Raw genomic sequence first — 18218 nt, 5'->3', positions numbered from 1 at the left:
CACTTCGGATCTGGGGAGCGGATGTGAGTCCTGAAAGGATGGACGAGCAGGTCGAGACGTTGCGGGAAGCCTTGAGCCGCAACGAGGTCCTGATGAACGTCCTCGTGGGCGCTGCGGACCTGCGTCTGCCCGGCTGGTGCCTGACGGCGGGGTGCGTGGTCCAGACGGTGTGGAACGTCGTCACCGGCAGGCCCGCGGCCGTCGAGATCCGCAACGAGGCCCGCGTCCACCTCTGGTACGAGGAGAAGTTCGGCGTGCCGTGCCTGCCCTACGAGTCGACGGAGGCCGCCATCGACTCGTTCGCCGCCACCACGTGCTGTGTCGGTGTCCGCACGGAATCCGACGGCCGATGGCGGGTCTACGCGCCGCACGGCCTGTCGGACGTGTTCGACCTCGTCGTCCGCCCGAATCCCGTGCTCGCCCCGAAACACGTCTACGAGACCAAAACGGCCAGGTGGCGGGAGCAGTGGCCGGACCTGACCGTTCTCCCGTGGCCTGAACAGGAAACGGGCGAGGTCCTCCGCAGAGGTCCCCGCCCGTCGCCGTGAAGAAGATCAGCCGTTGGCCGCGATGTCCGCCAGCACAGCTGCGATGGTCCGGACCGGAACGCCCGTGCCGCCCTTCGAGGTGTACCCGTAAGGCCCACCCGTGTGGAACGCCGGACCGGCGATGTCGATGTGCGCCCACTGCACGCCCTCGGCCACGAACTCGCGCAGGAACAGCCCGGCGGCGAGCATGCCGCCCCAGCGGTGCCCGGTCACGTTCGCGAGGTCCGCGAGGCGCGAGTCGAGGTCGGCGCGCAGCTCCTCGGGCAGCGGCATCGGCCACGCCGACTCGCCGACGGCCGTGCCGATGGCGGCCACCCGGTCGCGGAACTCGTCCGAACCCATGACGCCCGCCGTGCGCTTGCCCAGCGCCACGACCTGCGCGCCGGTCAGCGTCGCGGTCTCGATCAGGTAGTCCGGGTTGTCCTCGCACGCGCGCACGATGGCGTCGGACAGGATCAGCCGGCCCTCGGCGTCGGTGTTGAGCACCTCGACGGTCTTGCCGCCGTACATGGTCAGCACGTCGCCGGGGCGGTACGCGTCACCGGACGGCATGTTCTCCGCCATCGGGATCGACGCGATGATCTCCAGCGGGTACTTGAGCTTCGCGGCGAGCACCATCGTGGCGACGATCGCGGCGGCACCCGACATGTCCGAGGTCATCTCGTCCATGCCCGCGGCCGGCTTGATCGAGATGCCGCCGGTGTCGAACGTGATGCCCTTGCCGACGAGCGCGACCTTCTTGACGGCCTTCGCGCCCTTGTACGAGATGCGCACGAGACGCGGCTGGCGGGTCGAACCCACGCCGACGCCCAGGATGCCGCCGAAGCCCTGCTTCTTCAGGGCCTTCTCGTCGAGGATCTCGACGTCGAGGCCGGCCGCGGTGGCGAGCTTCTCCGCGCGGGCGGCGAACGAGGCGGGGTAGAGGTCGTTCGGCGGGGTGTTGATGAAGTCGCGCGCGATGGCGACGGACTCGGCGATCGCCACGGCGGCCTTCAGCGCGGCCTTGTTCTCCTTGGAACCGGCGGCGTGCAGGTCGACCTTCGCGACCGGGCCCTCGCCCTTGTCGGACTTGTACTCGGTGAACGAGTAGGCGCCGAGCAGCGTGCCCTCGGCGGCGGCACCGACGTGCAGCGCGGCGAGCGTGTTGATCGCGCGCTTCTTGCCGCCCAGCGCGCGGGCGGCGACACCGGACGCGCGGCGCACCTGCTCCTCGCCGGCGGACTTGCCCAGGCCGACGGCCAGGACCAGCGGGGCGGCGATCTTGCCGAACGTCGGCACCTTCACGAGCTCGTCGGCCTTGCCGGACGCGCGTAGCGTGCCGAGCACGTCGAGCAGCGCGCCGTCGAACGCGGCGGCGACCGCTTCGGCACCGGGCGCGAGCTCCAGGCCGTCCGCACCCTGCAGGGTGCCCACGACGACTGCGTCCGCGGCGGTGGTGCTCAGGTCACCCTCGGTGAGGGCCAGCTTCGGGGCTGTCACGTGCTGCTCCAGGGTTGTTGCGGGCGGGGCTCGGAATCGTGACTCATGCTAAAGGTCGGACTGTCCCACTAATGCCCAGCCCCGCCACGTTCGCCGCAATCCGTGACGTTGACAGTTGCTCAGTGTGGCGATTCGCCCGTTTCACGCATCAGTCGACCGGGTGGTTACGGCCGGATGCCGCATCTGAGAACGTGTACGCGTGACCCACAAGCCTCGCGAGATCGTCGCCACGGTCGCGCTCGGTCTTCCCGCGGTGCTCGGAGCGGGGGTTTTCGCCGGATTCGCCCCTGCAGCAGGTCTTGCGGGCTGGTGGGTGCTCCCGGCGCTGGCCCTGTCCGCGTTCGCCGCGCTGTGCTCCGCGTTCTCCACGGCCGACCAGTCGCGCGCCTATCCGGACGTCGGCGGCGGTTACGGATACGTACGCGCGCAGCTCGGCGTGTGGCCCGCACGGATGACAGCGAGCGCCCACCTGGTGGGGCGCGTCGCGATGGCGGCCGCGGTGGCGTTGATGTTCGGCGCGTACGTCGTGCCGGACCGCCCGGTGGTCGGCGGGCTCGCTCTCGTCGTCACGACGGCGTTGCTCGGTGCGGCCGGATTCCGCTTCACCGCCGGGGTGAGCGCGCTGGTGTCGGTGGTCGTGCTCGGGGTGCTGGCGCTGGTCGTCGCGTCGAGCTTCGCGATCGAGCCCGTGCCGTCGGCGGGGGAGGCGGGCACCGTCAACGAACTCGTCGGCGTCGCCGGGCTGATGTTCGTGGCGTTCGCCGGGTTCGAACGCATCACCGCGCCTCTGCGGGGCGAGCGGCAGCACTCGCCCGGCGTGCTGAAGATCGCGATTCCCGTCCTCATCGGACTGTCGTTCGCCGTCTACCTGGCCGTGGGTGCCGGAGTTCTGCGTCAGCTCGGCAGCGCGCGCCTCGCGCTGTCGCCCGCGCCGTTGCGGGACGCGCTCGTCGCCGCCGACTCGGCCGCGCTGGTCCCGCTCGTGCAGATCGCCGCCGCCGTCGCCGGGGTGGCCGCGCTGCACTTCGTCCTCGCGTCCGCACATCGCACGCTGACCGGCCTGACCGAGGACGGTGACCTGCCGACCCGGCTCAAGCCGGGCGCGTTGACCCTCGTCGTGGTCGTCGCCGCAGCGCTCGCCGTGGTGATCATGCCTTTCGCGACGGCGCTGGGCGTGGCGGCCAGCGGGACCTTGTTCTACTACGCCTTCACCAACGCGTCGGCGCGCGTGCTGCTGCAGAACGACCGCACGTGGCCGATGCGCACGGCGTGCCTCGGCCTCGGGCTGTCGGTGCTGCTGGCGATGAGCCTGCCGGTGCCCGCCATGCTGATCTCGATCGCAGGGCTGGGCGTCGGCACCGGGCTCATCGGCCTCACGTCAGCGATGAGAGGAAAACGAGCAGCGTCACGCCTACGCACACCGCAAGCCAGATGATCCGTCCGGTGGAGATCTCGGCTTTCTCCCTGGTGATCGCCCAGTAGACGAACAGGAAGGTCGCGGAGGCGAACACGGCGGCCACGATGCCGCCCCCGCCCCACATCGCCCAGCCGGCGAAGAACGTCAGGCCGGTGCCCAGCACGAGCAGCGTGGCCTGTAAGACGATGCGGACGTCGGAACCCTTGGAAGATCTTTCCGGCTCGGTCATGGCCGGGGACTCTATCGAGTCCGACTTAGTAGGACGTCCGAGTTTTGGGAAGTGGATTTTCCGTATCCCCACCTGCGGGTTACCGTGCTCACATGACGAGCGCGTTGCCTTTCACCCGGACTTCCCACCCGCACCCGGCGACCCCGGAGCGCGTAGCGGAGGTACTTGCCAAGCCGGGCTTCGGGCAGCACTTCACCGACCACATGGTGACGATCCGCTGGAACCGCGAGAAGGGCTGGCACGACGCTGAAGTCGGCCCGTACTCCACCCTCGCACTGGACCCCGCGGCAATGGTGCTGCACTACGGCCAGGCGATCTTCGAAGGGCTCAAGGCCTACCGGCAGCCCGACGGTTCGATCGCGTCCTTCCGCCCCGAGGCGAACGCCGAGCGCTTCCGCGCGTCGGCCCGCCGGATGGCGATGCCCGAACTCCCCGACGAGCTCTTCCTCGAGTCCGTGCGGCAGATCCTCGCGGTCGACGACCGCTGGGTGCCGTCCGCCGCGGAGGAGTCCCTCTACCTGCGTCCGTTCATGATCTCCACGGAGAAGGGACTCGGCGTGCGACCCTCGTCCGAGTACCTCTACGTGCTGATCGCCTCCCCCGCCGGTTCCTACTTCGCGGGTGGCGTCCGGCCGGTGAGCGTGTGGCTCTCGACCGAGTACGTCCGCGCGGCTCCCGGTGGCACCGGCGCGGCCAAGTTCGCCGGCAACTACGCCGCGTCCCTGGTGGCGCAGGCGCAGGCCGCCGAGAAGGGCTGCGACCAGGTCGTCTGGCTCGACGCGGTGGAACGCCGCTGGGTCGAGGAGATGGGCGGCATGAACCTGTTCTTCGTCTTCGGGGACAAGGTGATCACGCCCGAGCTCACCGGCACGCTGCTACCCGGCATCACCCGGAGCTCGCTGCTGGAGCTGGCCTCCGACCTCGGCCTGTCCGTGGAGGAGCGCCGCATCTCGACCGACGAGTGGGAGAAGGCCAACGCCTCCGGTGAACTCACCGAGGTCTTCGCCTGTGGCACGGCGGCGGTCATCACGCCGGTCGGCCACGTGAAGCACGCCGGGGGCGAGTTCGACATCGCCGACGGCGGCACCGGCTCCGTGACGATGAAGCTGCGCGAGCGCCTGACCGGCCTCCAGCACGGCCACGTCACCGACTCCCACGGCTGGATGACGACCCTCAAGGCGTAGGGCTAAGCGATCACCAGTACGGCCAGAAGCGCGATTTCGGCGGCAGCACCGAGCACATCACCGGTGATGCCGCCGAAACGCTTTCCGGTGTGCTTCACCAGCCCCCACACGAGCCCGAACGCGACGACGACGGCGACGACCGCTCGCCACCCGAGCGGAACCGCCGCGCCCGCGAGCACCACCCACGTGCCGATGACGACTCCTGGATGCTGTGTGCCCGCAACGAGTGCACCGAGCCCCTCAGGCCGTGCGGCGGGCACGCCACGCATGCAGCAGATCCCGAACGCCGCCCGGCTCGTCGCGAACGCGAGCAGCACCACGCCCCAGTGAGCGTGGGGGAGTGCCGCCGCCTGCGCGCCGAGCACGACGATCAGCGACACGACCCCGAACGGTCCCGCGCCGCCGTCCTTCATGACCTTGAGCGCACGCTCCGGCGGTCCGTAGCACCCGAGCCCGTCGGCGACGTCGGCGAGCCCGTCGAGGTGCATACCGCGCGTGAACAACGCGACGACGCCGACGATCAGGAACCCCGCGACGAGCGCCGATATATTGGATATTGCGAGTAGCTCAAGGACACCGGCGACGAGTGCGCCGATGACGACGCCGACGACGGGCGTCCACGCGATGGCCCGTCCCGCCGCCCGCTTGTCGACGTCGTCGACGCGCAACGGCAGGACCGTCAGCCATGAGAACGCGAGCTTCACCCAGCGGGTTCTTCCTGGTCAGCGTTAGTGACCGCGTCTTCGCGGTTCGTGATCCCGGCGCTCTCGAACGTCGCCATCTCGGCCAGCACCTTCACCGCCGAGATCAGCAACGGCAGCGCCGCCACCGCGCCGGAGCCCTCGCCGAGGCGCATGCCGAACTCGAGCAGCGGCTTCAGGTTGAGGTGTCCGAGGGCGATCGCGTGCGCGGGCTCGGCGGACTCGTGCCCGGCGACCCACCACTCGCGCGCACCCGGCGCCATCTCCTCGGCGACGACCGCGGCCGCACCGGCGACGACGCCGTCGAGCACGACCGGCGTCTTGCGCACGGCGGCCTGCGCGAGGAACCCGGCCATCGCCGCGATGTCGGCGCCACCGGCCGTCGCGAGCAACGCCACCGGGTCGCTGATCACCCGGCGGGCCCGGCGCAGGGCGTCCCGGATCGCCGCCGTCTTGCGCATCCACGCCTGGTCGTCGATGCCGGTGCCGCGGCCGACGACCGCGACGGGCTCGGATCCGGTCAGCGATGCGATCAGCACCGCCGACGGCGTGGTGTTGCCGATGCCCATGTCGCCCGCGACGAGCACGTCGGCGCCCGCGTCGACCTCTTCGTCGGCCAGCGCGCGGCCGGCCGCGATGGCGAGTTCGCACTGCTCGCGGGTCAGGGCGTCCTCGCGGTCGATCGACCCGGACGAGCGCCGCACCTTGTGCTGGCTGACGGCGGCCGGGGTGTCGGCGTCGACGGCCATGTCGACGACGCGCACGGTGGCGCCCGCGACCTGCGCGAGCACGTTCACCGCGGCACCGCCGGTGAGGAAGTTGGCGACCATCTGGCCGGTCACCTCGCTCGGGAACGCCGACACGCCCTGCGCGGTGATGCCGTGGTCGCCCGCGAACACGACGACGCGCGGCCGCACGAACGGCTTCGGCGGCACGACGCCCTGGCAGGCCGCGATCCAGTTGCCCAGCTCCTCGAGCCGGCCGAGCGAGCCGATCGGCTTCGTCAGCACCGCGTGGCGGGCCTCGGCCTCGCGCAGAACTGTCTCGTCCGGCGGTTCGACCGGCGGGAACTCGGTGCTCACTCGGCGCTCCTCATCTCAGCTTCAACGGGATACCCGCGACGAGGAGCGTGACCTCGTCGCACACCTCGGCGACGCGCGCGTTGAGCGCACCGAGGTGATCGCGGAAGAGCCTGCCAGAGCGCGTCGACGGAATGACGCCGAGGCCGACCTCCGCGCTCACGAGCACGAGTCGCGTCCGGCAGGTGGCGACCGAGCGGACCAGCGCGTCGGAGTGACGTGCGATGGCGTCCGCGCCGTTGCCCTCCCACGCGTCGGCGTCGTCGAGCACGCCGACCAGCCACGTCGACAGGTCGTCGACCAGGATCGGCGGGTCCTCGTACTGGGTGGCCGTGAGCAGGGCGGGCAGGTCGTCGGGCGTCGACGCCTCGACCGTGTGCCACGTGGCCGGGCGCCGCGCGACGTGCGACGCGATGCGCGCGTCCCAGTCGGGGTCGTCCGGGTACCTGCGCGCGGTGGCCACGTACGTCACCGTCGGTTCGGTGAGCAGGCCTTCCGCGTGTGCCGACTTGCCTGAACGCGCTCCGCCGAGCACGAGCGTTCTGGATGACAAGAGTCAGTAGCCTTCGTCTCATGGAATTCCGCTGGCGCTACCAGGATGCACACGGACGCGAGGTCGCGGGCCCGGATGTGACGTTCGCGGAGCAGACGGAGGCCGAGGACTGGTTCAGCGACCAGTGGCGTGACCTGCTCAAAGCCGGTGTCGAGCAGGTCACGCTGCTGCAGTCGGAAATCGAGGTGTACGGCCCGATGAGCCTGCACCCCAGTTCCTGATCGGCGCAGTTCCTGACTCAGCCCTGCGCGGTGAGCCTGGGGTCGTCGGTGATGACGCCCTCGAGGACGGCGTCGATCTGCTTGAGGACGTCGTCGCCGAGTTCGACGTCGATCGCCTTGACGTTCTCGTGGACCTGCTCCGGACGCGAGGCGCCGATGATCGCGGACGCGACGTTCGGGTTCTTCAGCACCCACGCGACGGCGAGCTGGGCGAGCGTGACGCCCGCCTCCTCGGCGATCGGCTTGAGCTGCTGCACGGCGTTGAGCACGTCGTCGCGCATCCAGCGGGCGATCATCTGCGACCCGCGCGCGTCGGCCAGGCGCGAGCCCTCCGGCACGTCGGCGCCCGGCAGGTACTTGCCGGTCAGGATGCCCTGCGCGACGGGGGAGAAGACGATCTGGCTGATGCCCTCGCGCTCGCACGCCGGCACGACCTGCGGCTCGATGACCCGCCACAACATCGAGTACTGCGGCTGGTGAGACACGAACGGCACGTTCAGCTCACGGGCCAGCGCGGCACCGCGGGTGATCTGCTCGGCGGTCCACTCGGAGACGCCGACGTAGAGGACCTTGCCCTGCCGGACGAGGTCGGCGAACGCCAGCATCGTCTCCTCGAGCGGGACGCTGTGGTCGAACCGGTGCGCCTGGTACAGGTCGACGTAGTCGGTCTGCAGGCGCTTGAGCGACGCGTTGGCCGACTCCATGATGTGCTTGCGGCCGAGCCCGCGGTCGTTGGGGCCGCCGGGACCGGTCGGCCAGTAGACCTTGGTGAGGATCTCGAGCGACTCGCGCCGCTGCCCCTGCAACGCCCGCCCGAGCACCGACTCCGCCGCCGTGTTGGCGTAGACGTCGGCTGTGTCGAAGGTCGTGATCCCCGACTCCAGCGCCGCCTTCACACAGGCGTGCGCCTGCTCCTCTTCCACCTGCGAACCGTGGGTGAGCCAGTTGCCGTACGAGATCTCACTGATGGACAGGCCGCTGCGGCCGAGTCGACGGAACTTCATACATCGGAGCTTAAACCGATTTCGTTCGTACTGCTAATGAACTTCGGGCGCGTGCCACACCATGGAATACCGCCAGAACAACCGGCGCCGGATCCGCGCGCCGGGCAGGATCTCCGCCGCCGCCTCGCGGATCTCGTTCAACGTGGGCGCGCTCATCACGACCGGCATGTCGACGTCGTACGGCTTGCCCGCCGTGCCGGTCGCGGCCTTCACGGCGCCGACGATCGCGTTCGCCGGCAACGTCACCGCCTCCACCGCCCAGTCCAGCGGGGTCGCGATGGTGTAGAGCCCGACGACGACCAGCGTGCCTCCCGGCGCCGTCAGTTCCCGGAGCCGCTCCAGCCCTTCTCGCAGCGGCAGGTGGTGCAGGCTCGCCTCGGCCGTGACGACGTCGAACCGCCCGAGGTCCTCGGTGAACACGTCACCGCGCACCCATCGCACCCGGCTGTCCCGATCGGTGCTGCTCGCGATCTCGATCATGCGCTCGCTGGCGTCGATCGCGGTGACCTCGTCGGCCGGGATCGTCCGCGCCAGCACCCCGTGACCGCACCCGACGTCCAGCGCCGTCCTGGCCCGAGACGGCAACTGCCGGAACAGCCACCGGCGGTACCACGCGTTGTGGTCCCACCAGAGCTTCTCCGGCAGTTCGAGCTTGAGAGGAATCCGGCGCACTACTTGATGGCATCGCCAGGGCTGACCCGCGGCTTCGGCACGCGGAGCTTGCGGATCTGGCTCGCCCGGATGAACGAGTACCAGCCGATCGACAGGCCCTTGATCGGCTCGGTCGGGAACTTCGCCCGCACCCGCCGCGTCACGAGGCGGCCGAGCACGATGCCCTCGATGACCATCGCGATCAGCATGAACGTCGTCGCCAGCGTCGCGTACCGCTGCACCGCGAGCGACGGCGTCAGCAGCGCCACGAACACCAGGACCGCGAGCGGCATGAACAGGCCCATGAGGTTGCGGCGCGAGTCGACGAGGTCGCGGATGTACGCCTTCACCGGACCGCGGTCACGCGGCAGCAGGTACTTGTCCTCGCCCGCCATCATGCGCTGACGACGCTCGGTCGCCGCGGCACGGCGTTCTTCCTTGCTCACCTTGTTGCCGCGCATGCGCTTGAACGCCTCGCGCTGCGTCTTCGGCGGTGGCGGGACCGGCCCGGTGCGCCGACCCTGCGCCTCACGCCGCTTGGGCGTCGCCTTGCCCTTCGCCGCCGTGCGCGCCCTGTCGAGCGGCTCGGCGAGCTCAGCCCCGGACTCGGGAGTCTCGGCGGTGGCGGTGTCGTCGGAGTTGCGGCGCAAGAACCTCACACCATCAGGGTAGGGCAGCGGGTTTTCTGTACCTTTCGCGAGGTGCGCGTACTCATAGCTCCGGACTGCTTCGGCGGCACCCTGACCGCCCGCGAGGCCGCCGACGCCATCGCCACCGGCTGGCGCGACGCCAAGCCCGACGACGTCGTCGTCCAACGCCCTCTGGCCGACGGAGGCCCCGGCTTCGTCGACGTCCTGCACGCCGCCCTCGACGGCGATATCCGATATATCACCGTGACGGGCCCGCTCGGCACGCCCGTCGAAGCACGCTGGCTGAGCGTGGACATCAACGGCACACGCACTGCATACATCGAGTCCGCGGAGGCGTGCGGCCTCCACCTCATCCCCGCCGACCTCCGCCCGCAGACCTGCGAGACGGCCACGACGCGAGGCGTCGGCGAACTCATCGCGGCAGCTGCGGCTGACAACGATGTCATCTACGTCGGCCTCGGCGGCTCCGGCACCACCGACGGCGGCGCCGGCATGCTCGCCGCACTGGCCGACGCCCGAAACGCCGACGCCGACCACCACGCCAACACCGACGACGTCGTCGACCTGACTGATATATCGCTCGTCGCCGCCTCCGACGTCGAGAACCCGCTCCTCGGCCCGCACGGCGCCGCGCACACGTTCGGTCCGCAGAAGGGCGCGTCGCCGGAGGCCGTCGAACGCCTCGAAGCCAAGCTCGCCGCCATGGACGTCCTCAAGCCCGTATCCGATATGCCGGGTGCGGGGGCGGCAGGCGGTCTCGGCGCGGCGCTGCTGTCGCTGGGCGCGACGGTGACGTCGGGCGCGGGCCTCGTCCGCACCCTCACCGGCCTCGACAGCGCGCTCGACGACGCCGACGTCGTCGTCACCGGCGAGGGCAGCTTCGACTGGCAGTCGCTGCGCGGCAAGCTCATCACCGCCGTCGCGGGCGGCGCCGCCGAACGCGGCATCCCGTGCATCGCCATCGCGGGCCAGGTCAGCGTCGGCCGCCGCGAGATGGGCGCGGCCGGTGTCCAGGACGCCTACTCCGTCGCCGACCACGTCGGCTCCGTGCGGAAGGCGATAGACGAAGCCCGCGACAGCGTCGTCGCCACGGCTCAGCACGTCGCCCGGCAGTGGTCGCGCTAGAGAGCAGGCAAGAGGGTCGCGCTGATATATCGGTTGGCTTGAGCGTGGTCTACGTGACAGTCGACACCTAAGGCGTCGAGGGCCGCCGTTGTGGGACCATGGGAAGTGGAACAAGGCGGGGAACGCCCGTGTTGTTGATGGGTGAACCGCCCGCAGAGGACCTCTTAGGAGAGCCATGACGACCGCTCAGGATGCCGCTTCGACCGCTTCCGAGGCGCCCAGCCACGGCGTGACGCTGACCGATGCGGCCGCCGTCAAGGCCAAGGCGCTGCTCGACCAGGAGGGCCGCGACGACATGCACCTGCGCATCGCCGTCCAGCCCGGTGGTTGTGCCGGCCTTCGCTACCAGCTGTTCTTCGACGAGCGCGCGCTCGACGGTGACGCGATGGTCGACTTCAACGGCATGAAGGTCGCCGTCGACCGCATGAGCGCCCCGTACGTCGAAGGTGCTGTCATCGACTTCGTGGACACGATCGAGAAGCAGGGCTTCACGATCGACAACCCGAACGCCGGCGGGTCGTGCGCCTGCGGCGACTCGTTCCACTAAGGCGAACCAACGCGAGAGGCCGCGTTCCCGCAGCGACGGGAACGCGGCCTCTCCGCGTGTGCAGACCGGGAAATCTCCCAGCAAAGCCCGGACGGACTGGAAGACGAGGGCTCGGACCGGAAAGGTCAGACCCAGAAGTCGGACCCAGAGATCAGACGCCGTACTCGGCGAGGCCTTCGACCTGGTGGGCGCACCGCTCGTCCAACTGCCAGGGCGCGGCCGCGCGCGGGGCGGGAAGGGGGTGCTCAGGGTGGGTGAGAGCGAAGGGGAGCTGCGCGCAGTCCTCGATCAGTTCACTCATCGTGGTCGCCTCTGGGATCGTCACTTTCTGACCGTATGACGGCGGCCTGACCTGCGGTAGCCCTACCAAACAGTAGTCTTCACCGCGGTACTCGTCCGGGTGAGTAGTCACGTAGCGCAACAAGAAAAGAGGAGCCGACGTGCCCCTAGCCGTGTGCGGCAGCATCGCGACCGACCATCTGATGCACTTCCCGGGTCGTTTCGCGGACCAGCTGGTCGCGGAGCGTCTCGACCGCGTGTCCCTGAGCTTCCTCGTCGACGACCTCGTCGTCCGGCGCGGCGGCATCGGCGCGAACATCGCGTTCGGCCTCGGTGTGCTCGGGGTGCGGCCGGTGCTCGTCGGCGCCGTCGGCAAGGACTTCGACGACTACCGCTCGTGGCTCGAACGGCACGGCGTCGACACGTCCGGCGTGTACGTGTCCGAGGTGGCGCACACCGCGCGGTTCGTCTGCACCACCGACGACGACATGTGCCAGATCGCCTCGTTCTACGCGGGCGCGATGGCCGAGGCGCGCAACATCGAACTCGCGCCGATCGCCGGCCGCGTCGAGAACCTCGAACTCGTCGTCATCAGCCCCGACGACCCCGCGGCGATGCTCCGGCACGCCGAGGAGTGCCGTCAGCGCGGCTTCACGTTCGCCGTCGACCCGTCGCAGCAGCTGGCCCGCATGGACGGCGAGCAGGCGCGCGCGTTCATCGAGGGCGCCGAGTACCTCTTCAGCAACGACTACGAGTGGGAACTGCTGCTGCAGAAGACCGGCTGGACCGAGGCCGACGTCCTCGCCCGCGTCGGCAAGCGCGTCACCACGCTCGGCGCCAAGGGCGTCGAGATCGTCGACCGCGACGGTTTCTCGCTGCACGTCCCGGCCGTCCCCGAGGTCGCGAAGACCGACCCGACGGGTGTCGGCGACGGCTTCCGCGCGGGCTTCCTCGCCGGCACGCACTACGGCCTGAGCATCGAACGCGCTGCTCAGCTCGGTTCGTTCATCGCGGTCGAGGTGCTCGAGACCGTCGGCACGCAGGAATGGGTGCTGGAGCGCGAGTCCGCGCTCACCCGCATTCGTGGCGCGTTTGGTGCAGAAGCAGCTGAGGAGATCGCCGCCGTCCTGCCATGATCGGACAATGGGGACGTACCTGTTCGGCGACGCCGATGAACCGCTCGATCCCAAGTTCGACGCGCTGAGCTCCCTGCTCGACGCGGGCACGTTCGCCCGCGTCGAGCAGCTCGGTGTCGCGGACGGATGGCGCTGCCTCGAGGTCGGGGGTGGCGGGGGATCGGTCGCGAACTGGCTCGCCGACGTCGTCGCTCCGTCCGGGCACGTGACCGTCACCGACATCGACGTCACCAGGCTCGAGGAACGGGACAACGTCACCGTCCTGGAGCACGACGTGGTATCCAATATATTGCCGGGCAACGCGTTCGACCTGGTCCACGCCCGCCTGGTGCTCTTCTACCTCCCCGGCCGCGAGGCCGTGCTGCGCAAGCTGCGCGACTCGTTGCGGCCCGGCGGCTGGCTCGTGCTCGAGGAGTTCGACTGCCTCCCGCTCGACGTCCTCAACGCCGCCCCCGACGACGCGAAGCTGATCATGCGGGTGAAGAACGCCCTGCTGACCCTGCTCGACCAGGCCGGTGCCGAACTGGCGTGGGGCGCGCGCGTCGAGAAGGCGTTGCTCGACGCCGGGCTGAACGACGTCAGCGGCTCCCGCGAGGTGCAGGAGTGGGAGGGCGGGTCCCCGGGCTGCCGCCTGCTCGCCGCGACGGCTCGCCTGGTGCGCGCGAAGCTCCCGCTCACCGACGACGAGTTCGACCGCTACCTGGAACTTCTGGCGTCTCCCGAGACCGTCATCAGCTCGTACGCGATCTGCAGCGCGCAGGGACGTCGATAAGCAGCCGGCAAGAGCGAAGGGCCCCTCCGGAGAGGGGCCCATCACCTAGAGCTTGATCGGGTACTGCGGCTCCGGCACCACCGGCTGGATGCGGGCCTCGACGAAGATGCCGTGCCAGATCATGAACACCAGCAGCGCCCAGATGCGGCGACTGTGGTCGAGCACGCCGGACCGGTGCTCCTCGATCAGCCGCAGCACCGCGTTCTTGTCCAGGTACTGGTCGGTCTGCGACGAGCGCACGATGTCGACCGCCCACTCGTGCATCTCGTCCTTGAGCCAGTGCCGGATCGGCACCGGGAAGCCGAGCTTGCGGCGGTTCAGCACGTGCGCCGGCACGATGTCGCGGATCGCCTTGCGGAGCGCGAACTTCGTCGTGTCCTTCGTGATCTTCAACTCACTCGGGATCTGCGACGCGATCTTGAAGACCTCGGGGTCGAGGAACGGGACGCGCAGCTCCAGCGAGTTCGCCATGGTCATCTTGTCGGCCTTGACCAGGATGTCGCCGCGCAGCCACGTGAACAGATCGACGTGCTGCATGCGCGTCACCGGGTCCCACGCCATCGACTCGCGGTACGGCTTGGCGGTCGCGTCCATGTGCGACACCGCCGGGTCGTACGTCTTGAGCACCTGGCGCAGGTGGTCGTCGAGGAAGATGCGCGCGTTGCCGTAGTAGCGCTCCTCGAGAGTGAGCGCGCCACGGCGCAGCAGGTCCTTGCCGCGCACACCGTGCGGGATCTTCGTGGAGACCTTGCCCATCGCTTTGCGCAGCGCGCCCGGCACCTTCTCGAAGCCCGCCAGCGACAACGGCTCGCGGTAGATCGTGTAGCCACCGAACAGCTCGTCCGCGCCCTCGCCGGACAGCACGACCTTCACGTGCTTGCGCGCCTCACGGGCGATGAACCACAACGGCACCAACGCCGGGTCGGCCACCGGGTCGTCGAGGTACCAGGTGATCAGCGGCAGCGCGTCCATCATCTCCTGCGCGCTGACCGTGCGGACCACGTGCTTCACGCCGATCAGCGCCGCCGACTCCGCGGCCACGTCGACCTCGGAGAACCCCTGGCGCTCGAAGCCCGTCGTGAACGTGATCAGGTCCGGGTTGTGCTCCTTGGCCAGCGCCGCGACGACCGTCGAGTCGATGCCGCCGGACAGGAACGACCCGACCGTCACGTCCGCGCGCATGTGCTTGGCGACCGAGTCGCGCAACGCGGCGGTGATCTCGTCGTACAGGGCGTTCGCCTCGGCCTCGCTGCGGACCGTGCGCACCTTGAACTCGGCCGGGAAGTACCGCTCGAACCGCGGCGACTCGCCGGGGACCAGCGTGAACGAGTGCCCGGACTCGACCCGCTGGATCGGGTCGTGCAGCGAGGCGGGCTCCGGCACGTACTGCAGCGTCAGGTAGTGCTGAAGGCCCTTGACGTTCATCTTCGGCGCGATGCCGATCGACGACGCGATCTCCAGGATGATCTTCTTCTCGCTGGAGAACGCGACACCGCTCTGCCCCTGCGCCCAGTACAGCGGCTTGATGCCGAACGGGTCGCGGCCGCCGAACAGGACCTCGCGCTCGGAGTCCCAGATGATGAAGGCGAACATGCCGCGCAGCTTCGTGATCGCCGCGGGCCCGTAGTAGTGGTAGGCGGCGACGATCGTCTCGGTGTCGCCGTCGGTGTGGAAGACCGCGCGGTGCTTCTCGGTGAGCTCGGCGCGCAGTTCCAGGTAGTTGTAGATCTCGCCGTTGAAGTTGATCGTGTACCGGCTCGGCGACTCGGGCGGACCCCACGTCAACGGCTGGTGGGAGTGCTCGATGTCGATGATCGCGAGCCGGTTGAAGCCGAACACGACCTCGTCGACCCGCCTGGTGCCGCTCTCGTCCGGCCCGCGGTGCCGCATGCAGCGCAGCGCCGCCTCCACGGCCGGGCGTGCGTTCTCGGCCTCGTTCTCGCTAGGGCAAACAAGTCCTGCCAGGCCGCACAAGGCTCTCGCACCTCTCAAGAAACACGAAGGGGAAGACCACGGGGAAGTCCTCAGTATGCCGAAGGCGCTCTGTGTGACCGAAACTGCACCGCAGCGGCGGTGCCCCCGAGGGGTGAGCGCTGCCCCGCTGGGCTACGCTCCCGCTTGATCCGTTGGCATGGCCAGATGTTTGTGAACGAGGAGGCGGGCGAGCAGTGGGCCTGAAGGAGGGCACCAGGGCATCCCGGCTGGTGAAGACCGCTGGGCTGGTAGGCCTGGTCGGTATCGGGGCCACCGGTTGCTCCACGGACGAGGTGCTGCGCTTCGGATGGCCGCAGGCCGTCACGCCGCAGGCCGAGAAGATGCGCGAGCTCTGGACGTGGTCCGTGATCGCCGCGCTCGTCGTCGGCGTCATCGTGTGGGGCCTGATCCTGTGGTCGATCGTGTTCCACCGCAAGAAGTCGGAGGAGCTGCCGCGTCAGACGGCGTACAACCTCCCGCTGGAGATCGTGCTCATCGTCGTGCCGACGGTGATCGTGGCGGTGCTGTTCTACTTCACCGCCATCACGCAGAACTACGTCACCGACAAGTCGGGCAAGCCCGACGTGAACGTCGACGTGATCGCGTTCCAGTGGAACTGGGAGTTCCAGTACCCGGACCACAAGACCGAGGAGGGCAAGGCCGTCAGCACGGTCGGCACCTCGGGTGAGGTCCCGATCATGGTGCTGCCCGCTGGCAAGCGCATCCAGTTCACGCTGCGCTCGACCGACGTCATCCACTCGTTCTTCGTGCCGGAGTTCCACTTCAAGCGGGACGTCTTCCCGCATCCGGAGAAGAACAACCAGGACAACGTCTTCCAGGTCGACCAGATCGACCGTCCCGGTGCGTTCGTCGGACGTTGTGCCGAGCTCTGCGGCTCGTACCACGCGGTGATGAACTTCGAGGTCCGCGCTCTCGAGTCGGCCGACTTCGACAAGTACATCGAACTCCGCAAGCAGGTCAACGAGAAGACGGGCAAGCCGTACACCACGGCCGAGGCCCTGTCTCAGGTGAACTGCGACAAGTGGTGCTCACCGCTGGCCACGACGACCACCCCGTTCAACACCGACCGGACGGCCCGCGAGGCCTCCGGCGCGGGTCAGAAGTAGGGACGCCCCGCGATGAAGATCGAAGCTCGCGTATTCGACCTGGTGATGGCCTTCTCGTTCCTGATGGCCATCGTCTACGGCTACTGGACGCACCTCGCGACCGGCCACGTCGAGCCCACCGGCACGGTGGCGCTCGCGCTGACCGGTGGCCTGGCCCTCATCACCGGCACCTACTTCCGGTTCGTCGCCCGCCGCATCGAGGTGCGGCCGGAGGACAACCCCGACGCCGAGGTGTCGGACGGCGCCGGTGAGCTGGGCTTCTTCAGCCCCGGCTCCTACTGGCCGGTCGGCCTCGCCGCGGCGGCGGCGACCACGGGTGTCGCGGTGGCGTTCTGGCACGTGTGGCTGCTCGTGATCGCCATCGTCATGGTGCTGATCATGGTCGGTGGCCTGGTGTTCGAGTACCACACCGGACCCAACCACGACTGATATCCGATATATCGGACATCGCTCGGCCAAGGCCCCCTCCGCACGCGGAGGGGGCCTTCGTCGTTCCCGACGCTGGGCGCCGAGTTCGGGCAGCCGACCCGATATCCAGCATGTGATACATCGCATATCGGATATCGCCCAGCGGCCACGTCGCGACAAGGCACGACCTCGGCAAGGCGAAAGGCCCTCCTCGCCGGCAACGGCGCGGAGGGCTTTCGTTCGCGAGCCTGAGAAAGCGGCCCCGAGAAGCGGTTACGCCGCCGTCGTCACCGGCACCGGGGTCTTCTGGTAGGCGTCGACGTACTCCTGGCCGCTGAGGTCCAGGATGCGGTAGATGATCTCGTCGGTGACGCTGCGCAGCACTGGCAGCGACTCCTCCATGCCCTCGTAGCGGCTGAAGTCGAGCGGCTCGCCGAACCGGATCGTCACCGGGACGATCTTGGGGAACCTGCTGCCGACGGGCTGCACCTTGTCCGTGCCGATGATGCCGACCGGGATCACCGGGGCGCCGGACTCCAGCGCCATGCGGGCCACGCCCGTGCGACCGCGGTGCAGCATGCCGTCGAGCGAGCGGGTGCCCTCGGGGTAGATGGCGAACGCGTCGCCGCGGCCAAGGATCTCGGCGGCCGTGTCGAGGGCCGCGCGGGCGTCCCGGCCCTTGCCGCGGTGCACCGGCACGTGGCCGAGCGACGAGAAGAACCAGCGCGACAGCGAGCCCTTCACGCCGGTGCCGGTGAAGTACTCCGCCTTCGCGAGGAACGAGACGCGGCGCGGCACGACCATCGGGATCACGACGCTGTCGATGAAGCTGAGGTGGTTGGCCGCCAGGATGACGGGGCCGTCGGTGGGGATGTTCTCCAGACCGTCCACCACCGGGCGGTAGACCAGACGGGCTGTGCGCGCGACGACGTGCTTCATCACCGGGTAGAGGAGGGCCATGTCTCCAGCATTCCAGGTGGCGATTGCGACGGCGTTACCACGTGGTGCGCATCTCGGGCCCATCACTCGCTCGGACTACACCGATGCAGCGTCCGTGCGAGCACGGTCACGCGCCGACGACGACGCGTGACCGAAACCCCCAAAAAAATCCAGCGGAGAACGGCGGCAGAGCCT

21 protein-coding genes are annotated in these 18218 nt (G+C 69.3%); 10 read left to right on the top strand and 11 right to left on the bottom strand.

Going from position 1 to position 18218, the window contains the following annotated elements; genetic code table 11:
* Window positions 1–23: 23 nt before the first annotated feature.
* The gene (locus tag JNUCC0626_RS22970; protein WP_394621829.1) at window positions 24–548 is read left to right on the top strand and encodes a nucleotidyltransferase family protein; all 525 of its coding nucleotides are present in this window, start codon (window positions 24–26) and stop codon (window positions 546–548) included.
* 6 nt (window positions 549–554) lie between these two features.
* On the opposite strand, the gene JNUCC0626_RS22965 is transcribed toward JNUCC0626_RS22970, so the two are convergent.
* A complete protein-coding gene (locus JNUCC0626_RS22965) occupies window positions 555–2027 on the bottom strand; it encodes a leucyl aminopeptidase (RefSeq protein WP_394621828.1) in 1473 nt (490 codons plus the stop codon).
* A gap of 199 nt (window positions 2028–2226) precedes the next feature.
* Here JNUCC0626_RS22965 and JNUCC0626_RS22960 point away from each other — a divergent pair, with 199 nt between their 5' ends.
* The gene (locus JNUCC0626_RS22960; protein WP_394621827.1) at window positions 2227–3462 is read left to right on the top strand and encodes an amino acid permease; all 1236 of its coding nucleotides are present in this window, start codon (window positions 2227–2229) and stop codon (window positions 3460–3462) included.
* Here JNUCC0626_RS22960 and JNUCC0626_RS22955 read toward each other — a convergent pair.
* Complete coding sequence (locus JNUCC0626_RS22955) at window positions 3401–3673, bottom strand: hypothetical protein (protein ID WP_394621826.1); 273 nt, start codon at window positions 3671–3673, stop codon at window positions 3401–3403. The genes JNUCC0626_RS22960 and JNUCC0626_RS22955 overlap by 62 nt on opposite strands.
* A 92-nt stretch (window positions 3674–3765) precedes the next feature.
* Between JNUCC0626_RS22955 and JNUCC0626_RS22950 the strand changes: the two genes are divergently transcribed.
* The gene (locus tag JNUCC0626_RS22950; RefSeq protein ID WP_394621825.1) at window positions 3766–4857 is read left to right on the top strand and encodes a branched-chain amino acid aminotransferase; all 1092 of its coding nucleotides are present in this window, start codon (window positions 3766–3768) and stop codon (window positions 4855–4857) included.
* A 2-nt stretch (window positions 4858–4859) separates the two neighbouring features.
* Here the strand turns inward: JNUCC0626_RS22950 and cobS are convergent, their stop codons facing one another.
* Genes cobS through cobU form a run of 3 tightly spaced genes read right to left on the bottom strand, consistent with a single transcriptional unit; the run spans window position 4860 to window position 7190 of the window.
* Entirely contained in the window at window positions 4860–5561 is a 702-nt protein-coding gene (cobS, locus tag JNUCC0626_RS22945; protein ID WP_394621824.1) for an adenosylcobinamide-GDP ribazoletransferase, read from the bottom strand.
* Window positions 5558–6640, bottom strand: a complete 1083-nt coding sequence (gene cobT / locus JNUCC0626_RS22940; RefSeq protein ID WP_394621823.1) for a nicotinate-nucleotide--dimethylbenzimidazole phosphoribosyltransferase — start codon at window positions 6638–6640, stop codon at window positions 5558–5560. The genes cobS and cobT overlap by 4 nt, the downstream gene beginning before the upstream one ends.
* Window positions 6641–6650: 10 nt before the next feature.
* A complete protein-coding gene (cobU, locus tag JNUCC0626_RS22935; RefSeq protein WP_394621822.1) occupies window positions 6651–7190 on the bottom strand; it encodes a bifunctional adenosylcobinamide kinase/adenosylcobinamide-phosphate guanylyltransferase in 540 nt (179 codons plus the stop codon).
* A 20-nt stretch (window positions 7191–7210) separates the two neighbouring features.
* Here cobU and JNUCC0626_RS22930 point away from each other — a divergent pair, with 20 nt between their 5' ends.
* Window positions 7211–7411: a hypothetical protein gene (locus tag JNUCC0626_RS22930; protein WP_394621821.1), complete on the top strand. Its 201-nt coding sequence runs from the start codon at window positions 7211–7213 to the stop codon at window positions 7409–7411.
* 17 nt (window positions 7412–7428) lie between these two features.
* On the opposite strand, the gene JNUCC0626_RS22925 is transcribed toward JNUCC0626_RS22930, so the two are convergent.
* The 3 genes from JNUCC0626_RS22925 to JNUCC0626_RS22915 are packed head-to-tail and all read right to left on the bottom strand — an operon-like array spanning window position 7429 to window position 9725.
* The gene (locus tag JNUCC0626_RS22925; RefSeq protein WP_394621820.1) at window positions 7429–8415 is read right to left on the bottom strand and encodes an aldo/keto reductase family protein; all 987 of its coding nucleotides are present in this window, start codon (window positions 8413–8415) and stop codon (window positions 7429–7431) included.
* A 33-nt stretch (window positions 8416–8448) separates the two neighbouring features.
* Window positions 8449–9087 carry a class I SAM-dependent methyltransferase gene (locus tag JNUCC0626_RS22920; protein ID WP_394621819.1) on the bottom strand — a complete coding sequence of 213 codons (639 nt, stop codon included), beginning with the start codon at window positions 9085–9087 and terminating at the stop codon, window positions 8449–8451.
* Entirely contained in the window at window positions 9087–9725 is a 639-nt protein-coding gene (locus JNUCC0626_RS22915) for a DUF3043 domain-containing protein (RefSeq protein ID WP_394621818.1), read from the bottom strand. Before JNUCC0626_RS22915 ends, JNUCC0626_RS22920 begins: the two co-directional genes overlap by 1 nt.
* A gap of 42 nt (window positions 9726–9767) precedes the next feature.
* On the opposite strand from JNUCC0626_RS22915, the gene JNUCC0626_RS22910 reads away from it, so the two are divergent.
* Together JNUCC0626_RS22910 and JNUCC0626_RS22905 are read left to right on the top strand one after the other, a co-directional pair.
* The gene (locus JNUCC0626_RS22910; RefSeq protein WP_394621817.1) at window positions 9768–10841 is read left to right on the top strand and encodes a glycerate kinase family protein; all 1074 of its coding nucleotides are present in this window, start codon (window positions 9768–9770) and stop codon (window positions 10839–10841) included.
* Window positions 10842–11016: 175 nt separating this feature from the next.
* Entirely contained in the window at window positions 11017–11388 is a 372-nt protein-coding gene (locus tag JNUCC0626_RS22905; RefSeq protein WP_089922497.1) for a HesB/IscA family protein, read from the top strand.
* Window positions 11389–11539: 151 nt separating this feature from the next.
* Here the strand turns inward: JNUCC0626_RS22905 and JNUCC0626_RS22900 are convergent, their stop codons facing one another.
* A complete protein-coding gene (locus JNUCC0626_RS22900) occupies window positions 11540–11713 on the bottom strand; it encodes a hypothetical protein (RefSeq protein ID WP_394621816.1) in 174 nt (57 codons plus the stop codon).
* Between the two features lie 157 nt (window positions 11714–11870).
* Here JNUCC0626_RS22900 and JNUCC0626_RS22895 point away from each other — a divergent pair, with 157 nt between their 5' ends.
* Window positions 11871–12803 carry a carbohydrate kinase family protein gene (locus JNUCC0626_RS22895; RefSeq protein WP_394622082.1) on the top strand — a complete coding sequence of 311 codons (933 nt, stop codon included), beginning with the start codon at window positions 11871–11873 and terminating at the stop codon, window positions 12801–12803.
* Between the two features lie 7 nt (window positions 12804–12810).
* The gene (locus JNUCC0626_RS22890) at window positions 12811–13575 is read left to right on the top strand and encodes a class I SAM-dependent methyltransferase (RefSeq protein WP_394621815.1); all 765 of its coding nucleotides are present in this window, start codon (window positions 12811–12813) and stop codon (window positions 13573–13575) included.
* Window positions 13576–13620: 45 nt separating this feature from the next.
* On the opposite strand, the gene asnB is transcribed toward JNUCC0626_RS22890, so the two are convergent.
* A complete protein-coding gene (gene asnB, locus JNUCC0626_RS22885; RefSeq protein ID WP_394621814.1) occupies window positions 13621–15549 on the bottom strand; it encodes an asparagine synthase (glutamine-hydrolyzing) in 1929 nt (642 codons plus the stop codon).
* A 194-nt stretch (window positions 15550–15743) separates the two neighbouring features.
* Here asnB and ctaC point away from each other — a divergent pair, with 194 nt between their 5' ends.
* A complete protein-coding gene (ctaC, locus tag JNUCC0626_RS22880; protein ID WP_394621813.1) occupies window positions 15744–16676 on the top strand; it encodes an aa3-type cytochrome oxidase subunit II in 933 nt (310 codons plus the stop codon).
* Between the two features lie 12 nt (window positions 16677–16688).
* A complete protein-coding gene (locus JNUCC0626_RS22875; RefSeq protein WP_382439721.1) occupies window positions 16689–17105 on the top strand; it encodes a cytochrome c oxidase subunit 4 in 417 nt (138 codons plus the stop codon).
* 252 nt (window positions 17106–17357) lie between these two features.
* Here the strand turns inward: JNUCC0626_RS22875 and JNUCC0626_RS22870 are convergent, their stop codons facing one another.
* Window positions 17358–18044, bottom strand: coding sequence for a lysophospholipid acyltransferase family protein (locus JNUCC0626_RS22870; protein ID WP_394621812.1), 687 nt, complete (start codon window positions 18042–18044; stop codon window positions 17358–17360).
* Window positions 18045–18218: the final 174 nt, after the last annotated feature.

Source organism: Lentzea sp. JNUCC 0626, assembly GCF_043632865.1.
Lineage (GTDB): Bacteria > Actinomycetota > Actinomycetes > Mycobacteriales > Pseudonocardiaceae > Lentzea.
Note: the sequence above shows the minus strand (reverse complement) of the source record. Positions and strands in the feature narration are given on the sequence as shown.

Bases quoted from the DNA above. Each gene is read 5' to 3' on its own strand.
- JNUCC0626_RS22955 (WP_394621826.1), bottom strand. From the start codon at position 3,673: ATGACCGAGCCGGAAAGATCTTCCAAGGGTTCCGACGTCCGCATCGTC.
- JNUCC0626_RS22950 (WP_394621825.1), top strand. From the start codon at position 3,766: ATGACGAGCGCGTTGCCTTTCACCCGGACTTCCCACCCGCACCCGGCG.
- JNUCC0626_RS22930 (WP_394621821.1), top strand. From the start codon at position 7,211: ATGGAATTCCGCTGGCGCTACCAGGATGCACACGGACGCGAGGTCGCG.
- JNUCC0626_RS22925 (WP_394621820.1), bottom strand. From the start codon at position 8,415: ATGAAGTTCCGTCGACTCGGCCGCAGCGGCCTGTCCATCAGTGAGATC.
- JNUCC0626_RS22905 (WP_089922497.1), top strand. From the start codon at position 11,017: ATGACGACCGCTCAGGATGCCGCTTCGACCGCTTCCGAGGCGCCCAGC.
- JNUCC0626_RS22895 (WP_394622082.1), top strand. From the start codon at position 11,871: ATGCACTTCCCGGGTCGTTTCGCGGACCAGCTGGTCGCGGAGCGTCTC.
- JNUCC0626_RS22890 (WP_394621815.1), top strand. From the start codon at position 12,811: ATGGGGACGTACCTGTTCGGCGACGCCGATGAACCGCTCGATCCCAAG.
- JNUCC0626_RS22875 (WP_382439721.1), top strand. From the start codon at position 16,689: ATGAAGATCGAAGCTCGCGTATTCGACCTGGTGATGGCCTTCTCGTTC.
- JNUCC0626_RS22870 (WP_394621812.1), bottom strand. From the start codon at position 18,044: ATGGCCCTCCTCTACCCGGTGATGAAGCACGTCGTCGCGCGCACAGCC.